Here is a 20193-nt window from a genome sequence, read left to right on the forward strand (position 1 = left end):
CATCGCTAGCGCTAGCTTCGAAACATGAAAGTGCGTTGCATCGCTAAGCTGCATCGTCGCATGAAACCTTTTGCTCCTGCGGTTACTCGTCGCAGAAAAATTGCTCCTGCATCGCTGCGCTAGCTTCGTCGCAGAAAAAATTCCACTTTTGCTGAGTGGAATTTTTTTGTAACTGTTTTGTAACTCTTATTCTATAAGATAAACAAGAAGCAAGTAAACGCTTACAAATGCGCGAAGGGGAAGGGGATTTTCATGAAGAGAAAGTCATGGTTGTTTCTTGTTTTAATTTTTGTTCTTGTTTTTAGCTCTGCTTGTAATAATAAGGATTCACCCGAAGCGGAAGCTGAAGGAGAAGAAACGGGCGGTACCATTAAAATCGGGGTTTTGGCATCGTTAACTGGCGCACTTGAATCATACGGTAAACAAACACAACGTGGATTTGATCTTGGCATTGAATATGCCACGGACGGAACGATGGAAGTAGCGGGCAAGAAAATTGAAATTATTTATGAAGATACGGAAACAAAACCGGAAGTAGCGGTTCAAAAAGCTACGAAATTACTGGAAGAAGATGAAGTGGACTTCATCGTTGGTTCATCAAGTTCAGGTGATACATTGGCGGTACTGCCTCTTGCTGAAGAATACGAAAAAATCATGATTGTAGAACCAGCGGTAGCGGATAGTATTACGGGTGCAGAATTCAATCCGTACATCTTCCGTACGGGCCGTAACTCATCACAAGATGCGGTGGCAGGTGCTGCGGCAATCGCGAAACCAGGCGTGAAAATTGCTACATTCGCTCCTGACTATTCCTTTGGTCTGGACGGCGTTGCTGCATTTAAAAAAGCTGCAGAAGAATTAGGTGCTGAAATTGTGTTAGAAGAGTATGCAGATCCTGCAGCTACTGATTTCACTTCAAATCTACAAAAAGTGATTGAAGCAAAACCAGATTACTTGTTTGTTGTTTGGGCAGGAGCAAACTCACCTTGGAATCAAATTGCCGATTTAAAACTTCAGGAAAAAGGCATCAAAATTTCAACGGGTGCACCTGATATCCCAGCGTTGTCCATTATGGAACCATTGGTAGGCATGGAAGGCTTCTCTGTTTACTATCACACATTACCAAAAAATGATGTGAATGATTGGTTAGTGGTGAAACATAAAGAACGCTTTAACGGGGAAGTTCCTGATCTATTCACGCCAGGTGGTATGTCAGCGGCGATTGCAATCGTCGAAGCGTTGAAAAAGTCAGAAGGCAATGTGGATAGTAAAGAACTAATCGACCTTATGGAAGGTATGTCGTTCGAATCGCCTAAAGGCAAGATGACGTTCCGTGAAGAAGATCACCAGGCGTTACAAGCATTGTACTCTATCAAACTTGAAAAACAAGATGGCGTACCGTATCCAGTGCCGGTGTTAATTCGTGAATTGTCACCAGAGGAAACGGAACCACCAATTCAAAACAAATAACACGTGGAGACGGCCTGTTTAAACAGGTCTGTCTCTCTCCACGTTCAGGATTCATTCCTGCATGTGGAGAGAGACAGAAGAAAGGATGAACATCGATGACAACGATTTTAAGAACCGAAAACTTGTCCATCCGTTTTGGTGGACATACAGCCGTGAATCACGTCAATTTTGAAATGCCTGAAAAACATTTCAAATCCATCATCGGACCGAATGGAGCGGGAAAAACCACTTTTTTCAATTTGATTAGCGGTGAATTAAAGCCAACCGAAGGGAAAGTATATTTCAAAAATGAAGACATGTCCCGATTTTCTTCTGTTGACCGCACAAGAATAGGGTTAGGTCGATCTTTTCAAATCACGAATGTATTTCCCAACCTGACTGTTCTCGAAAACGTACGCCTGGCGGTGCAATCAAAAGAAAAAATTCGTTATCAAATGTTACGCCATATCAAGGCGTACCCTTCACTTATTGAAAAAGCAGAACAATTGCTCGAAGTCGTCTTGCTGTTGAACAAGAAACAGGCGATAGCCAGTCAATTGTCCCATGGTGAAAAACGCAAACTAGAAATTGCAATGCTGCTTGCTTTGAATACCGAAGTATTATTGTTGGACGAACCGACTGCAGGCATGTCACTCGAAGAAGTACCAACAATTCTAGAAGTCATCAAACGGATAAAGCAACAGGAGAATAAAACAATCTTGCTGATTGAACACAAAATGGATATGATTCTGGATTTATCGGATTCCATTATGGTGCTGTTCAATGGCTCGCTTCTGGCAGACGGCACACCAGAAGAAATTATGCAAAATGAAACAGTGCAAAATGCTTATTTAGGAGGCTCCTACAATGAACACCATGCTCAAAGTTGATGGCGTCCACACCCATATCGGGCAATATCATATTTTACAAGGCATTTCGTTTGAAGCAAAAGAAGGAGAAGTCAGTGTATTGCTAGGTCGTAATGGTGCTGGAAAAACGACGACGTTGAAAACCATTCTTGGACTGACTCCCGCTTCAAAAGGACAAATCACGTTCAAAGGTCAGGATATCACCAAAAAACCGACACATGGCATCGCGAATACAGGAATTGGCTATGTACCAGAAGATCAGGGGATATTTGGCGCATTGACTGTTGAAGAAAACATGAAAGTGGCCATGCGTAAGGATGATGAAGCCACTTTGGCCAAACAGGACTATGTCTTGAACCTCTTTCCGGACTTGAAAAAATTCTGGAAAAAGGACGGGGGTCATTTGTCAGGTGGTCAAAAGCAAATGCTTGCGATGGCTAGGGCTTTTGTTGGGAACAGTCAGTTGCTATTGATTGACGAACCATCTAAAGGTCTTGCTCCCATTGTCATTGAAAAAGTGATGGAAGCCATTATTGATATGAAAAAACATACAACGATTGTCTTGGTCGAACAGAATTTTATGATGGCAAGTCGAATCGGTGATACATATACACTCCTCGATGACGGGAAAACGGTCCAGACCGGTCTAATGCAAGAATTAATCCAAGACGAGCAAGTGAAACGAAAATATTTAGGAATCGGATAAGGAGGATCAGTCATGGAACTACTCTTGAATTTAACCATCAATGGGCTAGCCACTGGCATGTTAATTTTCCTTCTTGCTGCCGGCTTGACCTTGATTTTTGGTTTGATGGACGTACTTAACTTTGCACATGGAGGGTTATTTGCCTGGGGAGCCTACTCGTCCGTTTGGTTTTATGCGTTGACAGACAGTTTTGGACTGGCGATTCTCGGAGCAATTGGTACGGGAATCATTCTTGGATTCATTACTGAAAAATTAATCATCACACCGGTCTATGGCAATCATATTCAACAAATCTTAATAACGTTAGGATTCATGCTTGTTTTAACTGAGCTTTTGAAAGTCGTGTTCGGTCCTAATCAGCTTCCAGCAAAAACACCGCCCTACTTAGTTGGAAGCTGGGAAATTGGGGATGTCATTATTATTAAATACCGAGTTTTCATCATTGTGGTTGGTTTCCTGATTTTCGGGATTTTCCAATACATTTTAAAGAAAACAAAAATAGGCTTGATTGTCCGAGCGGGAGTCATGAACAAAGAAATGGTGCAGACACTGGGAATCAACATCAAAAATGTATTTCTGTATGTCTTTATCGTTGGCGCTGCATTAGCAGCACTCGGAGGGGCACTGATGGCTCCGTATTCAGGAGTGATTTATGCAGAGATGGGCATGGAATTTGCCATCTTAGGTTTCATTGTCGTGGTTATCGGAGGGATGGGCAGTTTTCCAGGATCACTGCTTGCAGCAATTTTAGTAGGTTTAGCTGGAAGCTTTATGGCGTATTACGTTCCATCACTTTCGTTAGCCGTTAACATGATGCTGATGGCCATCGTATTAATATTCCGTCCGCAAGGATTATTCAAGGCAAAGGGGTGAAGACATGACCAGTAAATTTCAGTGGAACAATATTTTTCTATCCATTATCGCGATTGTGTTGTTCATCTTCCCTTTTGTAACGGATTCCAGGACTTGGACAATATTATTGACGCAAATTTTCATCTTTTCAATTTTGGCCATGAGTTATGACATTTTACTTGGCTATACAGGCATCGTCTCATTCGGACACGCAATGTTCTTTGGAATGGGTGCCTATACCACCGCGGTCATGCTGGACAGGATGGAACCGACCATCGGTGTCTTCATATTATCAATCGCAACCGGCATGTTCCTCGCAGGTGTCGTTAGCTTTATTGTCGGTTTGATGACACTGCGTCTGAAGAGTCATTTCTTTGCCATGCTGACACTTGCTGTATCTGGATTATTTCTCGTACTAGCAGAAAAATGGCGCAGTCTGACATCAGGAAATGATGGTTTCACGTTCCGCGCACCGGAATTCTTCAAAGATCGTATGGTTTTCTATCTCGTTACACTTGTGTGCCTTGTGGTGGTGTATTTGTTATTAAGAAGATTTGTGCAATCTCCGATGGGTCACGTACTGGTAGCGGTACGCGAAAACGAGCAGCGAACAAAATCACTCGGATTCAAAACCCTACACTATAAAGTGATTGCCTCCGTAGTAGCTGGCGTTGTGGCAAGTCTGGCTGGTTCTTTATATGCGGTAAGTCTACGATTCGTGAATACAAGTGTATTGACGATGGATATCACACTGGACGCGTTGCTCATGACCATTATCGGCGGCGTCGGGACATTGATAGGTCCAATTATTGGAGCTGGTGTAATCGAATTATCCCAACATTATTTATCCGGATTGGCTAAGGACTATCCGATTTTTGAACGATGGATCATTTTCTTCGGGATTGTCTATATCTTGGCGGTGATATTCTTCCCTTCAGGCATTGTGGGAACCGTCCGACAAGCAATTCACAAACGAAAAACCCCCGCAGTACTTGAAAAGTCGTCGTCCGGCACGGAGGGATTGTAATGCAAATTGGTATCGTCAGCACAGGTCTTTACATACCTAGCCATTCCATGACAGCAGAAGAAATCTCTTTAGCATCAGGGTTACCATTACAGATAGTCAAAGATAAAATGGGCATTACGAAAAAACCGATTCCAGGTCCTGACGATCATACAGTTCAGATGGGCATCTGGGCAGCAAAGGATGCTTTAGACAGAGGTCATGTCGATCCTAAATCAATTGACTGCGTGATCTATATAGGCGAAGAGCATAAGGAATACCCACTATGGACCGCAGCCATCAAAACACAAGAAGAAATCGGCGCATTTCATGCATGGGGGTTTGATATCGCACTGCGTTGCGGCACAACCATACTGGCACTTAAACTGGCTCAAAGTTTGATGCTTGCAGACGATTCTATCGACACAGTCCTGCTTGCAGGTGGATACCGAAATGGGGATTTCATCGATTATACAAACGAGCGGACCCGCTTCATGTTCAATCTCGGAGCGGGAGGTGGCGCGATGATTTTGAAAAAGAATCATGGCCACAATATTTTGCTTGAATCGGATATCATGACCGATGGATCCTTTTCGGAAGATGTCGTGGTACCAGTCGGAGGGACGAAAATGCCACTGACGAATGAAGTGTTGTCGTCGGGTTCTTACCGACTCGATGTAACCGATCCAGAAGGAATGAAAAAACGTCTGGAACAAAAATCAATGCAAAACTTTTTGAAGGTCATCCGACACTCTTTGTCGAAGAGCGGATATACAGAACAAGATATTTCTTACGTTGCCATGCTCCACATGAAAAAGTCAGCACATGACTACGTGCTCAATGAACTGGGGTTAACGGAAGACCAGTCCATTTACTTGCATGAATACGGTCATATTGGCCAAATGGATCAAATCATTTCTTTGCAGCTCGCACAACAAGAAGGAAAGCTTCAAAAAGGAGATATTGTCGTATTGGTTAGTGCTGGTATCGGCTATGCGTGGGGAGCAACAACAATCAAATGGGGTTCTGAATAGGGGGAGATTTAATGGCAATGCAAAAAATTTTACTCGATAATGGCGAAACGATTTCATACCGTGAACGGTACGGCGGAGAGCAAGTCGTCGTCCTCGTTCATGGAAATATGACTTCTTCTCAGCACTGGGATGTGTTGATTGATGCTCTGGATCCAAAATATAAACTGTATGCGCTTGACCTGAGAGGCTTTGGGGAATCAAGTTATCATACTCGTGTTCAAGGAATAGCTGACTTTGCCGCTGACTTGAGAGGTTTCGTGGATGCACTCGGACTTGAAACATTTCATTTAGTCGGCTGGTCCACAGGTGGTGCAATCTGTATGCAATTCGTCGCTGACAACCCAGGATACTGTGAGAAACTCATCCTGCTTGCTTCTGCTTCAACCCGTGGGTATCCATTCTCCGGGACGAAGGCAGATGGAACACCCGATTTGCAAACTCGTCTTCAATCTATTGAAGAAGTGGAAAATGATGCAGGAAAAACAAAAGCCGTACAAGGATTATATGATACGCAAAACCGTGAAGGACTTAAAGGACTCTGGAATGCACTGATTTATACACATAAACAGCCTGACGAGAAAAAATACGATGAATATGTATCGGATATGCTGACGCAACGCAATCTGGCGGACGTATACCATTCATTAAACACGTTCAATATCAGCAATGTTCATAACGGGCTAAGTCAAGGAACAAATCAAGCCAAGGATGTCACCATTCCAGTACTAATTTTAAGAGGCGATCGTGACTATGTCGTATCTGAAGAGATGACACAGGAAATCGTAGAAGACCTTGGGGAAAACGCCACTTATATTCCATTGACAAATACTGGCCATTCACCGCTAATCGATGATTTGCCGCAACTGACACAACGAATCGAAGAATTTTTAGGTTAGGAGGCTACTATATGCGTTTAGATAAGCARGTTGCGATTATCACTGGTGGGGCAAATGGTATCGGCTACGCATCAGTCGAGCGCTTCGCTCAAGAAGGAGCTCGTGTCATTCTGGCAGATTATGATGAATCTACCGGAGTGAAAGCAGCGGAAGAGTTAAAAGAGCAAGGCTATGATGTCACGTTCGTTCAAGTCGACGTGGCGGATCGCGACAGTGTCCAGCACATGGTCGCACAAGCGGTTGAAATTTACGGTGGCATTGATATTTTGGTGAATAATGCAGGCATCACCAGAGATGCCATGCTTGCAAAAATGGACATTGCTGACTTTCAGAGGGTTCTTGATGTCAATTTAACGGGCGTCTTTAACTGTACACAAAGCGTATTGCCACACTTAATCGAAAAAGGAAAAGGGAAAATTATTAATACTTCTTCAGTCAGTGGTGTATATGGGAATGTCGGACAGACCAATTATGCCGCTTCAAAAGCAGCGGTCGTGGGGATGACCAAATCGTGGGCAAAAGAATTGGGACGCAAAGGCATTAATGTAAATGCTGTGGCACCAGGATTCACCTTGACTGCAATGGTCGAAAAAATGCCTGATAAAATCATCGACCAAATGAAATCGATTGTTGGACTGCAACGATTGGCTGTACCAAAAGATATTGCTAATGCCTATTTATTTCTCGCATCGTCAGAATCGGATTATGTTCATGGGCATGTTCTGCATGTTGACGGTGGCATTATGATGTAAGAAAGGAAGGGTACGTATGTATAATGATCAATCCTGGTTTTTAAAACGAGCACTATTGGCACCCTCCCGTCTTGCCTGTGTTGATATCGAAAGTGACCAACAATGGACGTATGCTCAATTTGCTCGTCTCATTGAACAGTGGGTACTACGATTAACGGAAGAGAAGTTGCAACAAGGGGACCGTGTGGCAATACTTGCTGCCAATCACCCTGAGCTACTAGCCATTTTATTTGCCTGTGGATTGAAAGGTTATATATATGTACCTTTGAATTTCAGATTAAGCCATCATGAACTCAGCGATATTCTGGAAGATTGTGAACCATCAATTCTAATAACGGATGATGTATACGAAAACATAGCACTCTCATTTGATGGCAAGAAAGTCATGAACAGGGGAGTACCTTTCAATTATGAACCTTGTGTATTCGAAATGCACTCTATCCAATCTGTTTCAGCGGATGAACCGTGGATGATGATTTATACAGGAGGTACAACAGGGAAACCAAAAGGAGTACTCCTGTCCTATCACAACGTCAACTGGAACGCGTTGAACACAATTGTTAGCTGGGGGTTGTCGGAACGAGATTGCACTGTCAACTATATGCCTTTGTTCCATACAGGGGGATTGAATGCTTTGTCTATCCCAATCCTGATGGCAGGGGGAACAGTGGTCATCGGTCATCGATTTGATGCAGAACAAGCATTGAACGAAATTCTGAAACGAAAAGCAACCATTTCCTTATTCGTTCCAACGATGTATGAATTGATGACACAGTCAGAGACGTTCAAGAAACATGATTTTCCTGACGTCCGAGTGTTTTTATCAGGTGGAGCTCCGTGTCCGGTTACGGTATATGAACAATTTGAAAACAAAGGTTTACCTTTTAAAGAAGGCTATGGTCTTTCTGAAGCGGGACCAAATAATTTTGTTATCGATGTTAGAGTGGCCAAAGTCAAAAGAGGATCAGTTGGCAAAAGCATGCAATTTGTAGATACTTTGATTGTCACGAAAGACCATCAACCCGCATTAATCGGGGAAGTCGGGGAGCTTTGGATTCGCGGGAGGCATGTTTTCAGGGGCTACTGGCGAAATGACAAAGAAACCGCAGCTACGATGCAAAACGAGTGGTTGAAAACAGGGGATCTGGCGAAAATTGATGCAGACGGTGATACGTATATTGTCGGACGAAAAAAAGACATGATCGTAACCGGTGGGGAGAACGTCTATCCTCAGGAAATCGAACATTGTCTACTCTTGCATCGTACAATCAGGGAAGCGGCTGTCATCGGACTCCCGGATGAGAAGTGGGGCGAAGTCGTTACCGCATTCATATCATTGAGTGACCCTGCTCTATTTGAAGAAACTCAATTGACCGACCATTGCCGTCAATTTTTAGGAGGCTATAAAATCCCGAAAAAATTTGTGGTGTTACCGGAACTGCCGAAAACGCATGTCGGAAAAATTGATAAGAAACAACTATCATCCTTGAAAGTCGTGTAACTGCTTTTTCTTGCTCAATTTTGTATAATGGTGCAAGAGGTGAGCAAGATGTTTGTCAGTGAAAAAGAAATTGAAATCCGTTATGCCGAAACAGACCAAATGGGTGTCGTTTACCATGCCAACTACTTGGTATGGATGGAAATCGGAAGAACCAGCTTGATTGAAGATTTAGGCTACACGTATGCCGGACTGGAAAGTGAAGGCTATTTATCACCAGTGACCGATTTGAGTATCCAATATAAAGCGTCGATGAAATATGGTCAGAAAGCAACTGTTCGCACATGGGTTGAGTCTCATGGAAAACTGCGTACAACCTATGGTTACGAGATCTTACATGCTGATGGAACGGTAGCAGCAACAGCAAAGTCAGAACATGTTTTGGTGAAAAAAGAAACATTCCGACCTGTATCGCTTAAAAAAGTGAATGCAGAGTGGGACGCTACATATGCAGAAATCGCCAAGGTGAAGAGCTGATGGCTTTTGGATTGAAACGCCACGAGTTGACGGCATGGAAAGATGCAGTCAGCAGAGGCGAAATCGCTTTTTTGACGCATTACTGGCTGGATGACCGATTCCCGGGCTGCAAGACGGTTACGAAAGTCGGTTGCGCAGACGTAGACCGATTGATTACGTGGGGAAAGCAATATGGCTTGAAGGCTGAATGGATCGACTACAAGGAAGCTTATCCACATTTTGATTTATTCGGACAGCATCAAGAAGCGATATTACGTAAAGAAAATATGCTGAACCAATTGCAACGTTTTGCCAATTAGAAAACCCACTTTGAGTTGACGCTCAAAGTGGGTTTTGTCTTAGGTTTTACTTAATTGATAGTGGAAAAATGAGTATCGGAAGAAGATACTCAAGAAATTGGAGAACCAATATAATAGAAAACTTTCGCCTAACATTAATATTATTTTATTTGCAAATAGAAGGAATATTGCATCACTTTCGGAGTTTCTATTCGTAAATTATGGTAAAATTAGGTGGGAGGTGAATCATGGTAGAAAATCAACAGGAATCAAATAGATGGTACAAGAAACTCCTCAACAAAAAGGTTCTAGGACCTATAATTCTTATAATAGTTCTGTTTTTGGTAAAGCTGTTATGGGGCGATTCAATTCTCTCCTTTACCCAAAAAAACAAGTGGTTCATTCTTATTGGCTTTGCGGCGGTAATTCTATACATAAGTTGGGCATTTGAAGAATTTTTTAAAAAGCATAAACAAAATTTGCGGAGAACATGGTATTTCCTTTTCATTATTGGGGTTGTGCTGTTGCTTAATCATACTGGTTTTAATGTGCAAGAATGGCAACGATACACATTGTTAGCAGGGATGTTCATCTTTGTTGATTTAGCCTTGTTTTTAACTCCAACTATTAAGAAAATCGGCGGAGCTGAAATGGAACAAATCAATGATGTGGAAAGCATCAATGAGGAAATGCAGAAGGTAATTGTTCAAACACAAAATAGAAGTTTGCAATTCACAGATATATTGGACAGAATGCAAATATCTTCTTTTGAAACTCAAGAATGGAATGAATTAGAGAATTATCAGGAGAGTTTAGAAGATTTTTTATATTCCTATGGAGAAACTTGCAGACAAAATATCACGGTATTCAAGAAAAACAATGATAATTTCTTTAGGCAAGAAGTAGGTACAATTCTTGGAGTTAATATGACGGATGAACAAATGAATTCCATAAATGAGAAAGTAGTCGTTCATATAGACAAGCATACCGTCCTCATTCCATATCTCGAAAAAATATTTCCAGTAGTCATTTCTATTGAATCGGAAAAGGAACATGTTTTGGATATTGATATAGATCATATTATTAATCTTTCTATGATACATAGTTGGTTAAAAAAACCACTTGAAGAGTGAGTCTCTTAAGTGGTCAACATTATAGATAAAAAAGTATAAGTTTGATAGAATAAAGGTAAATGATAGTAAAGGAGTGGAGAAAATGGTAGRGCGTACAAGTACAACAGAAGGAATGGTAGTAACTGTAGCTAAAAGACGCAGAGGTAATGTTAAGTCTCCTTTTTTACGAGAGAAGGCTACTCGAACAGCTCCACGAACTTCACCATCATTGTATACAAGAGATTTATTTAAGAGAAGCGATGAAGCTGTAGATCGTTTAAGAGATAGCCGTTCAATGAAGTGAAAGGGTAGCTTATGAATATTCTCAGTCTTTTTTGTTTAAACCTCTCATATTTTGACCATACAGACAGTATAATTGTACAAAGATTTGTATGGGAGTTGATGAATTGAGAGAAGAAAAGAAGAAAACTACCTTCTTAACGGATAAGCCGTCTGGAACGTTACCAAAGCGTGAAAAAGATGAGAGTTACCTTCTCAATTTGAATAAGAAAATGAAAGACAATATTAATAAATTAAAGAAGAGCAGATAGGGTTTACGGTCTATCTGTTTTTTTACATACTTTTTTGATGATTCTATATTGCTTATTGACCAATAATAGAGATGAAAAAGCAACCATCAAAAGACACAAAAAAATAAGACAAAGCAGACAGAATGGATACCGTCTGCTTTGTCTTATTTTACGTATGAATATGTAAGTTCTTTTTGTTTCGGATCAACAGTGACATGTAAATCATGTCCGTCAAAATACCAAATATCTCGGTCTTCAATGTAAAAATGAATACCTTCATCAACTAATTCAACGGATAGTTCCATCGGTTGCTCTTTCGTTACACCGAGTGAAAATCCGTCATGGAGCTGACTGGAGCCACCGTAGCGGGCGTAAAACCGAATATATTCGCCGGCTTTTGCTTCCATGTCTTCTTTAAACCATTGCATTGCTTCATGTGAAATCACGATTTTCATGCGACACCAACCTTTCGTGGTCTAATCGTATTGTATTATATCCACTTCACTTTTGGCTCGGTTCCCGCTTTGATCCGGGTGATATTAGCACGATGACGGTAAAGAATGAATGCAGTAAGTAAAACAATCACTACCAACAATGGAATATCGGTTTCAAAGAAAATGTTATAGATTACCGTATATAGCAAGGCAATTACTCCTAGAACCATCGAAGTTAAAGAGACCATTTTTGATATCTTCAGTACGACAAAGAAAGAAACCAGCATTAAAACGAAAATCGGCCAGTGGTACCCTAACAGAATCCCGCCTGAAGTAGCTACGGCTTTGCCTCCCTTGAAATTAGCAAAGATAGGATACATATGACCAACTACTGCAATTACGCCTAGAAATAACGGGTGAAGGCCTGTATCTACGAAGAAAGGAATTAGCGGTAGACAAGTAGCTGCAGTTCCTTTTAAAATGTCCAAAATTGACACAACTAAACCTGCTTTAAGACCTAAAGTCCGAAAAGTATTCGTTCCACCCAAATTCCCACTTCCGTGTTGACGGATATCCGTCTTGTAAAAAAGTTTCCCGATCCATAATGCGGATGGTATAGACCCTAGCAAGTAAGCTAGTAAAATAGCGATAACAGTATTCATATAGTACTCCTTTAATAATTAGTACGAACTCTTAATATCTACAAATAGTTTATCATGTGTCACAACCGGTCACAACGCTTTAGGTGAACTTTCATTTATCCTATAAATTACCTGTTGATCATGGAATATACTACTAGACTCATTGCAAAGGTGACATTCATTCTATACAATGAAAACATCTGTTTGTTTTTTGGAGGAGAACGATTTGGCAAAAAATCAATCAATATCAGCTTATAACGACGATGCAATTCAAGTACTCGAAGGACTGGAAGCAGTTCGAAAACGTCCAGGAATGTATATTGGTTCTACGGACGCTAGAGGCTTACACCATTTAGTGTATGAAATTGTCGACAATGCAGTCGATGAAGCACTTGCTGGGTTTGGTGATCATATCGTTGTCAATATACATGAAGATCAAAGTATCAGCATTCGCGACTTTGGACGCGGAATGCCTACTGGAATGCACAAAACCGGAAAACCTACACCCGAAGTTATTTTTACCATTCTGCATGCAGGTGGTAAATTTGGACAAGGAGGCTACAAAACAAGTGGTGGTTTACACGGAGTAGGTGCATCGGTAGTAAATGCGTTATCTACGTTTTTGGAAGTTACAATCCACCGCGATGGCAAAAAATATCGCCAGCGTTTTGAAAATGGTGGACACCCCGTTACAACACTTGAACAAATCGGCACAACGAAAGAATCAGGAACATCCATTCATTTCTTGCCTGATCCAACCATTTTTTCGGTTACAAAATACAATTATGAGACATTATGTGAACGTTTGAGAGAGTCTGCTTTTCTATTAAAAGGGCTTAAAATCGAACTGAATGATTTGCGTAATGGCACAAAAGACGTATTCTTTTTCGAAACCGGCATCGAAGCGTTTGTCGGTTATTTGAATGAAGAAAAAGATGTATTGCATCCAGTTGCCTATGTTGAAGGTGTTCAGGATGACATCGAAGTAGAGTTTGCTTTCCAATTTAATGATGGCTACTCTGAAACGATTTTATCGTTTGTTAATAATGTCCGTACGCGTGATGGTGGAACCCATGAGACAGGCGCGAAATCTGCCTTGACACGCGTATTCAACGAATATGCACGCAAAACAAGTCTACTTAAAGAGAAAGATAAGAACTTGGATGGAGCAGATATTCGTGAAGGAATTTCAGCTATCGTTTCAGTGCGTATCCCTGAAGCTATTCTTCAATTTGAAGGACAGACGAAAGGTAAATTAGGTACGAGTGAAGCTCGTGCAGCAGTGGATGCGGTAGTTTCCGAGAAACTGTTGTATGTTCTTGAAGAAAATGCTGAATTGAGTGCCTCACTTGTCCGTAAAGCGATTCGTGCACAACAAGCACGAGAAGCTGCTCGTCGTGCCCGAGAAGATGCACGTAACGGAAAAAAATCAAAGAAATCAGCTTCAATTTTATCTGGGAAGCTGACTCCTGCACAATCTCGTAATGCTGCGAAAAACGAATTATATCTGGTGGAGGGTGACTCTGCCGGCGGTTCTGCGAAACAAGGACGAGACCGCAGTTTCCAAGCGATTTTGCCACTTCGAGGAAAAGTTATCAATACCGAAAAAGCAAAACTTGCGGACATCATGAAAAACGAAGAAATCTCGACGATCATCCACGCAATCGGCGGTGGAGTAGGCGCTGATTTCTCAGTTCCGGATATCGCATATGACAAAATCGTCATCATGACAGATGCCGATACGGATGGAGCACATATTCAAGTATTGCTTCTGACGTTCTTCTACCGTTATATGAAACCATTGATTGAAGCAGGAAAAGTATATATTGCTTTGCCACCCCTTTACAAAGTTTACCGTGGAGTCGGCAAAAAAGAAGTTCTTCAGTACGCTTGGACGGAAGCTGAACTTGACGAAGCCATCCGAAAAATCGGTAAAGGATATATGATCCAGCGTTATAAAGGTCTTGGTGAAATGAATGCCGGACAATTATGGGAAACAACGATGAATCCTGATACAAGAACATTGATTCGAGTAGAAATTGATGATGATGCACGTGCGGAAAGACGCATCACTACATTGATGGGTGACAAAGTTGAACCAAGAAGACGATGGATTGAAAATAATGTTAATTTTGGTCTGGATGAAGACAGCAATATTCTAGAAAACGAACTCATCCATGCTGAGGAGGATTCAGAATGACACAAACCGAACGTTATCAAGATTTACCCTTAGAAGAAGTCATCGGCGACCGGTTTGGCCGTTATAGTAAGTACATCATTCAAGATCGAGCATTACCTGATGCCCGAGATGGACTTAAACCCGTACAACGTCGTATTTTATATGCGATGTTCCATGAAGGAAATACAAACGAAAAACCGTTCCGTAAATCAGCAAAAACTGTCGGTAACGTAATCGGTAACTATCATCCACATGGTGACAGTTCCGTTTATGAAGCCATGGTAAGGATGAGTCAGGACTGGAAAGTTCGCCACATGTTGATTGAAATGCACGGGAACAACGGTTCTGTAGATGGTGATCCACCTGCTGCTATGCGTTACACGGAAGCACGTTTGTCGGCCATCGCAGGAGAAATGCTTCGTGATATCAATAAAAACACAGTTGACTTGGTACAAAACTTTGATGATTCCGAGTTGGAACCAACTGTACTGCCAGCTCGTTTCCCTAATTTACTTGTAAACGGTGCAACAGGGATTTCTGCTGGATATGCAACAGACATGCCGCCTCATGCATTGCATGAAGTGCTAGACGCTGTGTTAATGCGCATGAACAATCCTGAAGTTACTGTTAATGAATTAATGACGGTTCTGAAGGGACCTGATTTTCCTACTGGAGGCATCATTCAAGGTGTCGATGGTATCCGAAAAGCTTACGAGACAGGAAAAGGCAAAATCATTGTCCGCTCGAAAGCAGAAATCGAAGCTCTAAAAGGCGGTAAAGAACAAATCGTTATTACCGAAATACCTTTTGAAATTAATAAAGCGATATTGATCAAGAAAATAGATGAACAACGGCTCGATAAACGTCTGGACGGTATTGCAGAGGTCCGTGATGAATCCGACCGCACTGGTTTACGCATCGTAATCGAATTGAAAAAAGATATTGATGCAAAAGGTATTTTGCAGTTCCTGTTTAAAAACACCGACTTGCAGATAGCTTACAACTTCAACATGATTGCGATTCATAACCGTCGTCCGACAATGATGACATTGCCATTATTGCTTGATGCTTATATTGAGCATCAAAAAGATGTAGTGACTAGACGTTCTGCATATGATTTACAAAAAGCAAAAGACCGCATTCATATCGTGGAAGGTTTGATGAAAGCCCTATCCATTTTGGATGAAGTAATTAAAACCATCCGTGCATCTCAGGATAAGCGCGATGCGAAAAATAATTTAATCCGTGCTTTTGCATTCACTGAAGCGCAAGCTGAAGCGATTGTTTCTCTTCAACTTTATCGTTTAACAAACACCGATATTACGGACTTGAGAAATGAAGAAGCTGAATTGCAAAAGACAATTAGTGAATTGATGGCAATATTAAATAACGAATCAAAATTGACAAAAGTCATCCAAAAAGAATTGCAAGCTATTCGCAAGCAATTCTCTGAGCCACGGAGGTCCGTTATTGAAGACAAAATCGAAGAAATCAAATTAACGCTGGATGTCTTGATTCCGAGTGAAGAGGTTATGGTTACCGTGACGAAAGACGGATATGTAAAACGTACAAGTACACGTTCATACAGTGCTTCTAACGGTAAAGACTTCACAATGAAAGACTCAGATTATCTATTATTTGAGTCGATGATGAATACGCAACATCACTTGCTACTGTTCACAAGTTTAGGAAATTACATCTATCAGCCGATTCATGAACTACCTGATATCCGCTGGAAGGACCTTGGCCAGCATATATCGAGTATCGTTTCACTTGATTCGAACGAAACAATCATCAAAGCAATTCCAATCGAAACCTTTGATGAAAACCGCTATATTTTAGCAGTTTCAAAACTGGGTCAGATTAAACGTTCTACACTGGCTGAATATCAAGTTCAGCGTTATTCACGAGCATTGAATACGATGAATTTGAAAAAAGGCGATCAAGTTATGTATATTGATCTCGTAACGGAAACCGAAGATGTCTTCATCGTCACGCATAACGGCTATGCTGTACGATTCAATATGCAGGAAGTTCCTGTTACCGGTGTGAAAACTGGTGGAGTGAAAGGGATTAACTTGAAAGATGGCGATGTTGTAGCAAATGCAACGATCATTCCAGCTGATGCACGCGGAGATTTATTCCTCGTGACTCATCGAGGCGCCGTAAAAAAAATGGCATTAAAAGAATTCGAACAAGGCACTCGTGCAAAACGAGGAGTTGTTGTGTTACGCGAATTAAAATCGAATGCTCACCGCGTAAGCGGCGTATTCTATGTTGAAGATAATGAACAAGTAATTATCGAGACAGCAAAAGGCGTTCGTGAAGTTGTTGAAACGAAACCAATCCGTGTGTCAGATCGCTACTCAAACGGCTCGTTTATTGTCGATACAGACAAAGACGGGGCTGTCGTAAGATTATGGAAAGCATTGAAAACAAACGAAGATAGCAAGAAATAGAAGGGGTACAACAAGGGAGCTATAATGGCTTCCTTTGTTGTATACAGGGGATTATATGTGGAAGAATCGAAATGTATGGATTATTTTAGTGGGGGAAATGATTGCGGGTCTTGGTCTCTGGACTGGAATCATTGGAAATTTGGAGTTTATGCAGGAACGAATTCCTTCTGATTTCCTGAAGTCAGTCATCATGGCAATTGGTTTACTTGCTGGAATTTTAGCTGGACCAATGGCCGGCAAAATAATCGATCAATCGAAGAAAAAGACGGTATTGTTGATTTCGGGATTCGGTCGTATGATCAGTGTCAGCTTCATGCTGATTGCAATCGGAACAGGCTCCATCTGGTGGATGGTCGCCTTCATGATCAGCATCCAATTGTCGGCAGCATTTTATTTTCCAGCTTTGCAGGCAACCATACCATTAGTGGTTAAAGACGATCAGTTGCTGCAAATGAATGGCTGGCATATGAATGTCGCTACTATGGCTCGTGTTATTGGAACAGCGCTTGCAGGTGTCGTATTGGTCTATTGGTCATTGGAATCGCTTTATTATATGTCTATCATCGCTTATGCCGGTCTGTTGATCTTTACTTATATGCTCCGCATCGATGAAGGTCAGGGTACAGAAGCACAAGTGAAAGTAGCTTCATCAAGTAAAGGCGGATTCATGGAAGTGTTTCCGATTTTAAAATCATATCCAGCTGTCATGATGACTTTGGTCATGACTTTAATTCCTTTATTGTTTATAGGATCGTTTAACTTGCTGGTTATCAATATCAGTGAGCTGCAGGATTCATCATCCATCAAAGGGGCAATTTATGCCGCTGAAGGTATTGCATTTATGCTGGGTACTGTTGTTGTTAAGTATATTGCAAATAAATGGCATACGAGTACGATATTATTTTTCTTTGCATTTGTAATCGGCGTTGCTGAATTAATCTTAATTTTTGCTGCCAGTCCAGTTTTGTCGGTAACCGCATTTGCGGTATTTGGCTTTGCGGTGGGTAGTTTTTTCCCAACTGCTATGACAATATTCCAGAAGCAAATGCCAAAAGCGTTTCACGGCAGATTTTTCTCGTTCCGAAACATGCTCGAGCGCGTAATTTTCCAGGTCGTTTTATTGGCAACAGGAGCATTGTTGGATCTAATCGGTTTACAATGGATGGTCGTTGTATTTGGGGTAATCAGTTTATCTCTGACCACAGTTTTCCTGATTCAAATGAAGAAACGTAACATCAAATTGGATACAAATGATCAAACCGCTGAAATCATATGATTTCAGCGGTTTTTTCCTGTTTTGTCATTCTGGTGTGTTGACTGAAAAAACGCCATCTCATTTTGATGCAAAAATAGAAACAAATTATAAGGCAGACTTTCTTTCAGGCTGGAAAACATCTCCTGATGGTTCCCATCAAGCAACAATTAATGGGATATTCGCAGATGCATGGGAAGAAGGAGAAGATTTGCTAGTAATAGAAAACCTTCAAACAAGAGAAGAAACCATTTATAAACTAAAAGATAACGATTCAGGTCAATATACACCCAAAGTTGTTGAGTGGATTGATGAAAATCGCTTATTTGTCATTATCGGTCCAGCTTATGGAATGATAACAGTTGGCTGGAAACTGTACGAACTGAATATCAGGGATAATGTTGTTACTTCAGTTATCGAAGAAATAGCAGCAAGAGAAGAAATTTCGTCCGTTAAAGTCAATGGAGACGGCACATTCACATATGAAAAGCATGTTTATTACATTGATAATTTTGATTATAACGAAAGTTATAAAGAGGAAGAAAAGCTTCCAATTCCACCAGCTAAATAGTTATAACTGAAAAAAGCTCATTTCTCGTAAATAGAAACGAGCTTTTTATGTTCTTTAAAATAGGAAGATATTAAAAAAATCGTGAATTATGCACGTTTTTAGGTTCTGTCTCATTGCTACAAATTTACTTCAGAAACGATTAACGTAATAATTTAGGCCGCAAAAAGTATTGAGTTTATCCTGGGACAGTGTTATCGCAAAAAAATGGAGTACAAGTAGGATTAGATTGTTTCTTAGCAACAGAACCATTTTTATATTGGCTTCCAAGGGATGGTGAGTATTGGAATAATCAGTTTCACTGACAACAGTTTTCTTACAAACCGTCGAAATTGCTTAATTTAGATGGTATTTTAATGGGTTAATAAGGATTTCAATAAAATCGAGACTTTGTTACCGTGAAAAATCCTTCTAATGTCATGTTGTTAATGGTTTTATCATATATATAAATTTATAGCTGGGAAGGGGGAACTATAGATTATGGAAGAAACTATTAGTTTACAAGAATTTTTCCAAACACTTCGAAAGAGAATGCTTCTGATTTTTTCAATAACAGTTTTAGTAACTGCTCTTAGTGGAGTAATTAGTTTTTACTTTTTAACTCCGATCTACGAGTCTTCAACTCAGCTTTTAATAAATCAAGAAGACACAAACGAAATGCCTGATGTAGATATTCAAACAAATTTACAGCTAATAAATACCTATAGCATTATCATAAAAAGTCCAGCGATACTTGATCTTGTTATAAAGGAATTGGCACTTGAAAATATGACTACTCAATCATTAAACAAAAAAATAAATGTCAATAGTGAAGGCGATTCTCAAGTTGTAACAATTACTGTCCAGGATGCGGATCAATTTATAGCTCGTGACATTGCCAATTCGACTGCTGACATTTTCCAGCGTGAAGTAATTGATCTTATGAACATCAATAATGTGAGTATATTATCAAGAGCCACTGCAAGTGATGAACAAGAACCTGTAAAGCCCCAACCCATTTTAAACATAGCTATTTCAATGGTTATTGGATTTGTACTTAGCATTGGGCTCGCTTTCCTTTTAGAGTACCTTGACAATACATTAACTTCGGAGCAAGACATTGAAAAGCTACTTTCATTACCAGTGATAGGTTCTATTTCATCCATGGAGATAAAAGAACAGGAAAAAATAGCAAGACTTAATAAAAAGCAGCTTAAGTAAGGAG

21 protein-coding genes are annotated in these 20193 nt (G+C 40.7%); 19 read left to right on the top strand and 2 right to left on the bottom strand.

The genetic code is table 11. From position 1 onward, the window contains the following. The first annotated feature begins 252 nt into the window (after positions 1–252). The 14 genes from AC1DSK_RS11645 to AC1DSK_RS11710 all read left to right on the top strand — a co-directional run bounded on the left by AC1DSK_RS11645 (position 253) and on the right by AC1DSK_RS11710 (position 11477). A complete protein-coding gene (locus AC1DSK_RS11645) occupies positions 253–1470 on the top strand; it encodes a substrate-binding domain-containing protein (protein WP_477547501.1) in 1218 nt (405 codons plus the stop codon). 95 nt (positions 1471–1565) lie between these two features. After that, a complete protein-coding gene (locus AC1DSK_RS11650; RefSeq protein ID WP_477547502.1) occupies positions 1566–2339 on the top strand; it encodes an ABC transporter ATP-binding protein in 774 nt (257 codons plus the stop codon). Continuing rightward, on the top strand, positions 2317–3024 hold the full coding sequence (locus tag AC1DSK_RS11655) for an ABC transporter ATP-binding protein (RefSeq protein ID WP_016427196.1): 708 nt from the start codon (positions 2317–2319) through the stop codon (positions 3022–3024). The genes AC1DSK_RS11650 and AC1DSK_RS11655 overlap by 23 nt, the downstream gene beginning before the upstream one ends. A gap of 12 nt (positions 3025–3036) precedes the next feature. Beyond that, entirely contained in the window at positions 3037–3897 is an 861-nt protein-coding gene (locus AC1DSK_RS11660) for a branched-chain amino acid ABC transporter permease (RefSeq protein WP_477547503.1), read from the top strand. A gap of 4 nt (positions 3898–3901) precedes the next feature. Then, entirely contained in the window at positions 3902–4903 is a 1002-nt protein-coding gene (locus tag AC1DSK_RS11665) for a branched-chain amino acid ABC transporter permease (protein WP_477547504.1), read from the top strand. After that, positions 4903–5913 carry a 3-oxoacyl-ACP synthase gene (locus tag AC1DSK_RS11670; protein WP_477547505.1) on the top strand — a complete coding sequence of 337 codons (1011 nt, stop codon included), beginning with the start codon at positions 4903–4905 and terminating at the stop codon, positions 5911–5913. Before AC1DSK_RS11665 ends, AC1DSK_RS11670 begins: the two co-directional genes overlap by 1 nt. Positions 5914–5924: 11 nt before the next feature. Continuing rightward, positions 5925–6809, top strand: a complete 885-nt coding sequence (gene phaZ / locus AC1DSK_RS11675; protein WP_477547506.1) for an intracellular short-chain-length polyhydroxyalkanoate depolymerase — start codon at positions 5925–5927, stop codon at positions 6807–6809. An 11-nt stretch (positions 6810–6820) separates the two neighbouring features. Beyond that, a complete protein-coding gene (gene fabG / locus AC1DSK_RS11680) occupies positions 6821–7561 on the top strand; it encodes a 3-oxoacyl-ACP reductase FabG (RefSeq protein WP_342543695.1) in 741 nt (246 codons plus the stop codon). A gap of 16 nt (positions 7562–7577) precedes the next feature. Further along, positions 7578–9062, top strand: a complete 1485-nt coding sequence (locus tag AC1DSK_RS11685) for a class I adenylate-forming enzyme family protein (RefSeq protein WP_477547507.1) — start codon at positions 7578–7580, stop codon at positions 9060–9062. A 48-nt stretch (positions 9063–9110) separates the two neighbouring features. Then, positions 9111–9536 carry an acyl-CoA thioesterase gene (locus tag AC1DSK_RS11690; protein ID WP_477547508.1) on the top strand — a complete coding sequence of 142 codons (426 nt, stop codon included), beginning with the start codon at positions 9111–9113 and terminating at the stop codon, positions 9534–9536. Next, a complete protein-coding gene (locus tag AC1DSK_RS11695; RefSeq protein WP_477547509.1) occupies positions 9536–9835 on the top strand; it encodes a hypothetical protein in 300 nt (99 codons plus the stop codon). The genes AC1DSK_RS11690 and AC1DSK_RS11695 overlap by 1 nt, the downstream gene beginning before the upstream one ends. A 227-nt stretch (positions 9836–10062) precedes the next feature. Further along, a complete protein-coding gene (locus AC1DSK_RS11700; protein ID WP_477598230.1) occupies positions 10063–10947 on the top strand; it encodes a type II toxin-antitoxin system SpoIISA family toxin in 885 nt (294 codons plus the stop codon). An 82-nt stretch (positions 10948–11029) separates the two neighbouring features. Beyond that, positions 11030–11230, top strand: coding sequence for a hypothetical protein (locus tag AC1DSK_RS11705; RefSeq protein ID WP_477598232.1), 201 nt, complete (start codon positions 11030–11032; stop codon positions 11228–11230). A 103-nt stretch (positions 11231–11333) separates the two neighbouring features. Continuing rightward, positions 11334–11477 (top strand): hypothetical protein, encoded by a 144-nt coding sequence (locus AC1DSK_RS11710; RefSeq protein WP_477547512.1) that lies wholly within the window; start codon positions 11334–11336, stop codon positions 11475–11477. 143 nt (positions 11478–11620) lie between these two features. Here the strand turns inward: AC1DSK_RS11710 and AC1DSK_RS11715 are convergent, their stop codons facing one another. Both AC1DSK_RS11715 and plsY read right to left on the bottom strand, forming a co-directional pair. Next, entirely contained in the window at positions 11621–11911 is a 291-nt protein-coding gene (locus AC1DSK_RS11715) for a HesB/YadR/YfhF family protein (RefSeq protein WP_477547513.1), read from the bottom strand. A 35-nt stretch (positions 11912–11946) separates the two neighbouring features. Then, positions 11947–12552, bottom strand: coding sequence for a glycerol-3-phosphate 1-O-acyltransferase PlsY (gene plsY, locus AC1DSK_RS11720; protein ID WP_477547514.1), 606 nt, complete (start codon positions 12550–12552; stop codon positions 11947–11949). A 205-nt stretch (positions 12553–12757) separates the two neighbouring features. Between plsY and parE the strand changes: the two genes are divergently transcribed. The 5 genes from parE (at position 12758) to AC1DSK_RS11745 (ending at position 20189) form a co-directional block, all read left to right on the top strand. Continuing rightward, on the top strand, positions 12758–14731 hold the full coding sequence (gene parE, locus AC1DSK_RS11725; protein ID WP_016427209.1) for a DNA topoisomerase IV subunit B: 1974 nt from the start codon (positions 12758–12760) through the stop codon (positions 14729–14731). Further along, positions 14728–17169 carry a DNA topoisomerase IV subunit A gene (gene parC / locus AC1DSK_RS11730; protein WP_477547515.1) on the top strand — a complete coding sequence of 814 codons (2442 nt, stop codon included), beginning with the start codon at positions 14728–14730 and terminating at the stop codon, positions 17167–17169. Before parE ends, parC begins: the two co-directional genes overlap by 4 nt. A gap of 55 nt (positions 17170–17224) precedes the next feature. Next, a complete protein-coding gene (locus tag AC1DSK_RS11735; RefSeq protein WP_477547516.1) occupies positions 17225–18445 on the top strand; it encodes an MFS transporter in 1221 nt (406 codons plus the stop codon). Next, a complete protein-coding gene (locus AC1DSK_RS11740; RefSeq protein WP_477547517.1) occupies positions 18420–18992 on the top strand; it encodes a DUF4652 domain-containing protein in 573 nt (190 codons plus the stop codon). The genes AC1DSK_RS11735 and AC1DSK_RS11740 overlap by 26 nt, the downstream gene beginning before the upstream one ends. Positions 18993–19469: 477 nt before the next feature. Further along, positions 19470–20189 (top strand): YveK family protein, encoded by a 720-nt coding sequence (locus tag AC1DSK_RS11745; protein WP_477547518.1) that lies wholly within the window; start codon positions 19470–19472, stop codon positions 20187–20189. Positions 20190–20193 lie beyond the last annotated feature (4 nt).

The sequence above is a fragment of the Paenisporosarcina sp. P4_B8 genome, from assembly GCF_056402175.1.

Bases quoted from the DNA above. Each gene is read 5' to 3' on its own strand.
- AC1DSK_RS11645 (WP_477547501.1), top strand. From the start codon at position 253: ATGAAGAGAAAGTCATGGTTGTTTCTTGTTTTAATTTTTGTTCTTGTT.
- AC1DSK_RS11685 (WP_477547507.1), top strand. From the start codon at position 7,578: ATGTATAATGATCAATCCTGGTTTTTAAAACGAGCACTATTGGCACCC.
- AC1DSK_RS11660 (WP_477547503.1), top strand. From the start codon at position 3,037: ATGGAACTACTCTTGAATTTAACCATCAATGGGCTAGCCACTGGCATG.
- AC1DSK_RS11670 (WP_477547505.1), top strand. From the start codon at position 4,903: ATGCAAATTGGTATCGTCAGCACAGGTCTTTACATACCTAGCCATTCC.
- AC1DSK_RS11690 (WP_477547508.1), top strand. From the start codon at position 9,111: ATGTTTGTCAGTGAAAAAGAAATTGAAATCCGTTATGCCGAAACAGAC.
- AC1DSK_RS11665 (WP_477547504.1), top strand. From the start codon at position 3,902: ATGACCAGTAAATTTCAGTGGAACAATATTTTTCTATCCATTATCGCG.
- phaZ (WP_477547506.1), top strand. From the start codon at position 5,925: ATGGCAATGCAAAAAATTTTACTCGATAATGGCGAAACGATTTCATAC.
- AC1DSK_RS11655 (WP_016427196.1), top strand. From the start codon at position 2,317: ATGAACACCATGCTCAAAGTTGATGGCGTCCACACCCATATCGGGCAA.
- AC1DSK_RS11650 (WP_477547502.1), top strand. From the start codon at position 1,566: ATGACAACGATTTTAAGAACCGAAAACTTGTCCATCCGTTTTGGTGGA.
- AC1DSK_RS11715 (WP_477547513.1), bottom strand. From the start codon at position 11,911: ATGAAAATCGTGATTTCACATGAAGCAATGCAATGGTTTAAAGAAGAC.
- AC1DSK_RS11700 (WP_477598230.1), top strand. From the start codon at position 10,063: ATGGTAGAAAATCAACAGGAATCAAATAGATGGTACAAGAAACTCCTC.
- plsY (WP_477547514.1), bottom strand. From the start codon at position 12,552: ATGAATACTGTTATCGCTATTTTACTAGCTTACTTGCTAGGGTCTATA.
- AC1DSK_RS11740 (WP_477547517.1), top strand. From the start codon at position 18,420: ATGATCAAACCGCTGAAATCATATGATTTCAGCGGTTTTTTCCTGTTT.
- parC (WP_477547515.1), top strand. From the start codon at position 14,728: ATGACACAAACCGAACGTTATCAAGATTTACCCTTAGAAGAAGTCATC.
- AC1DSK_RS11695 (WP_477547509.1), top strand. From the start codon at position 9,536: ATGGCTTTTGGATTGAAACGCCACGAGTTGACGGCATGGAAAGATGCA.
- AC1DSK_RS11745 (WP_477547518.1), top strand. From the start codon at position 19,470: ATGGAAGAAACTATTAGTTTACAAGAATTTTTCCAAACACTTCGAAAG.
- AC1DSK_RS11735 (WP_477547516.1), top strand. From the start codon at position 17,225: ATGTGGAAGAATCGAAATGTATGGATTATTTTAGTGGGGGAAATGATT.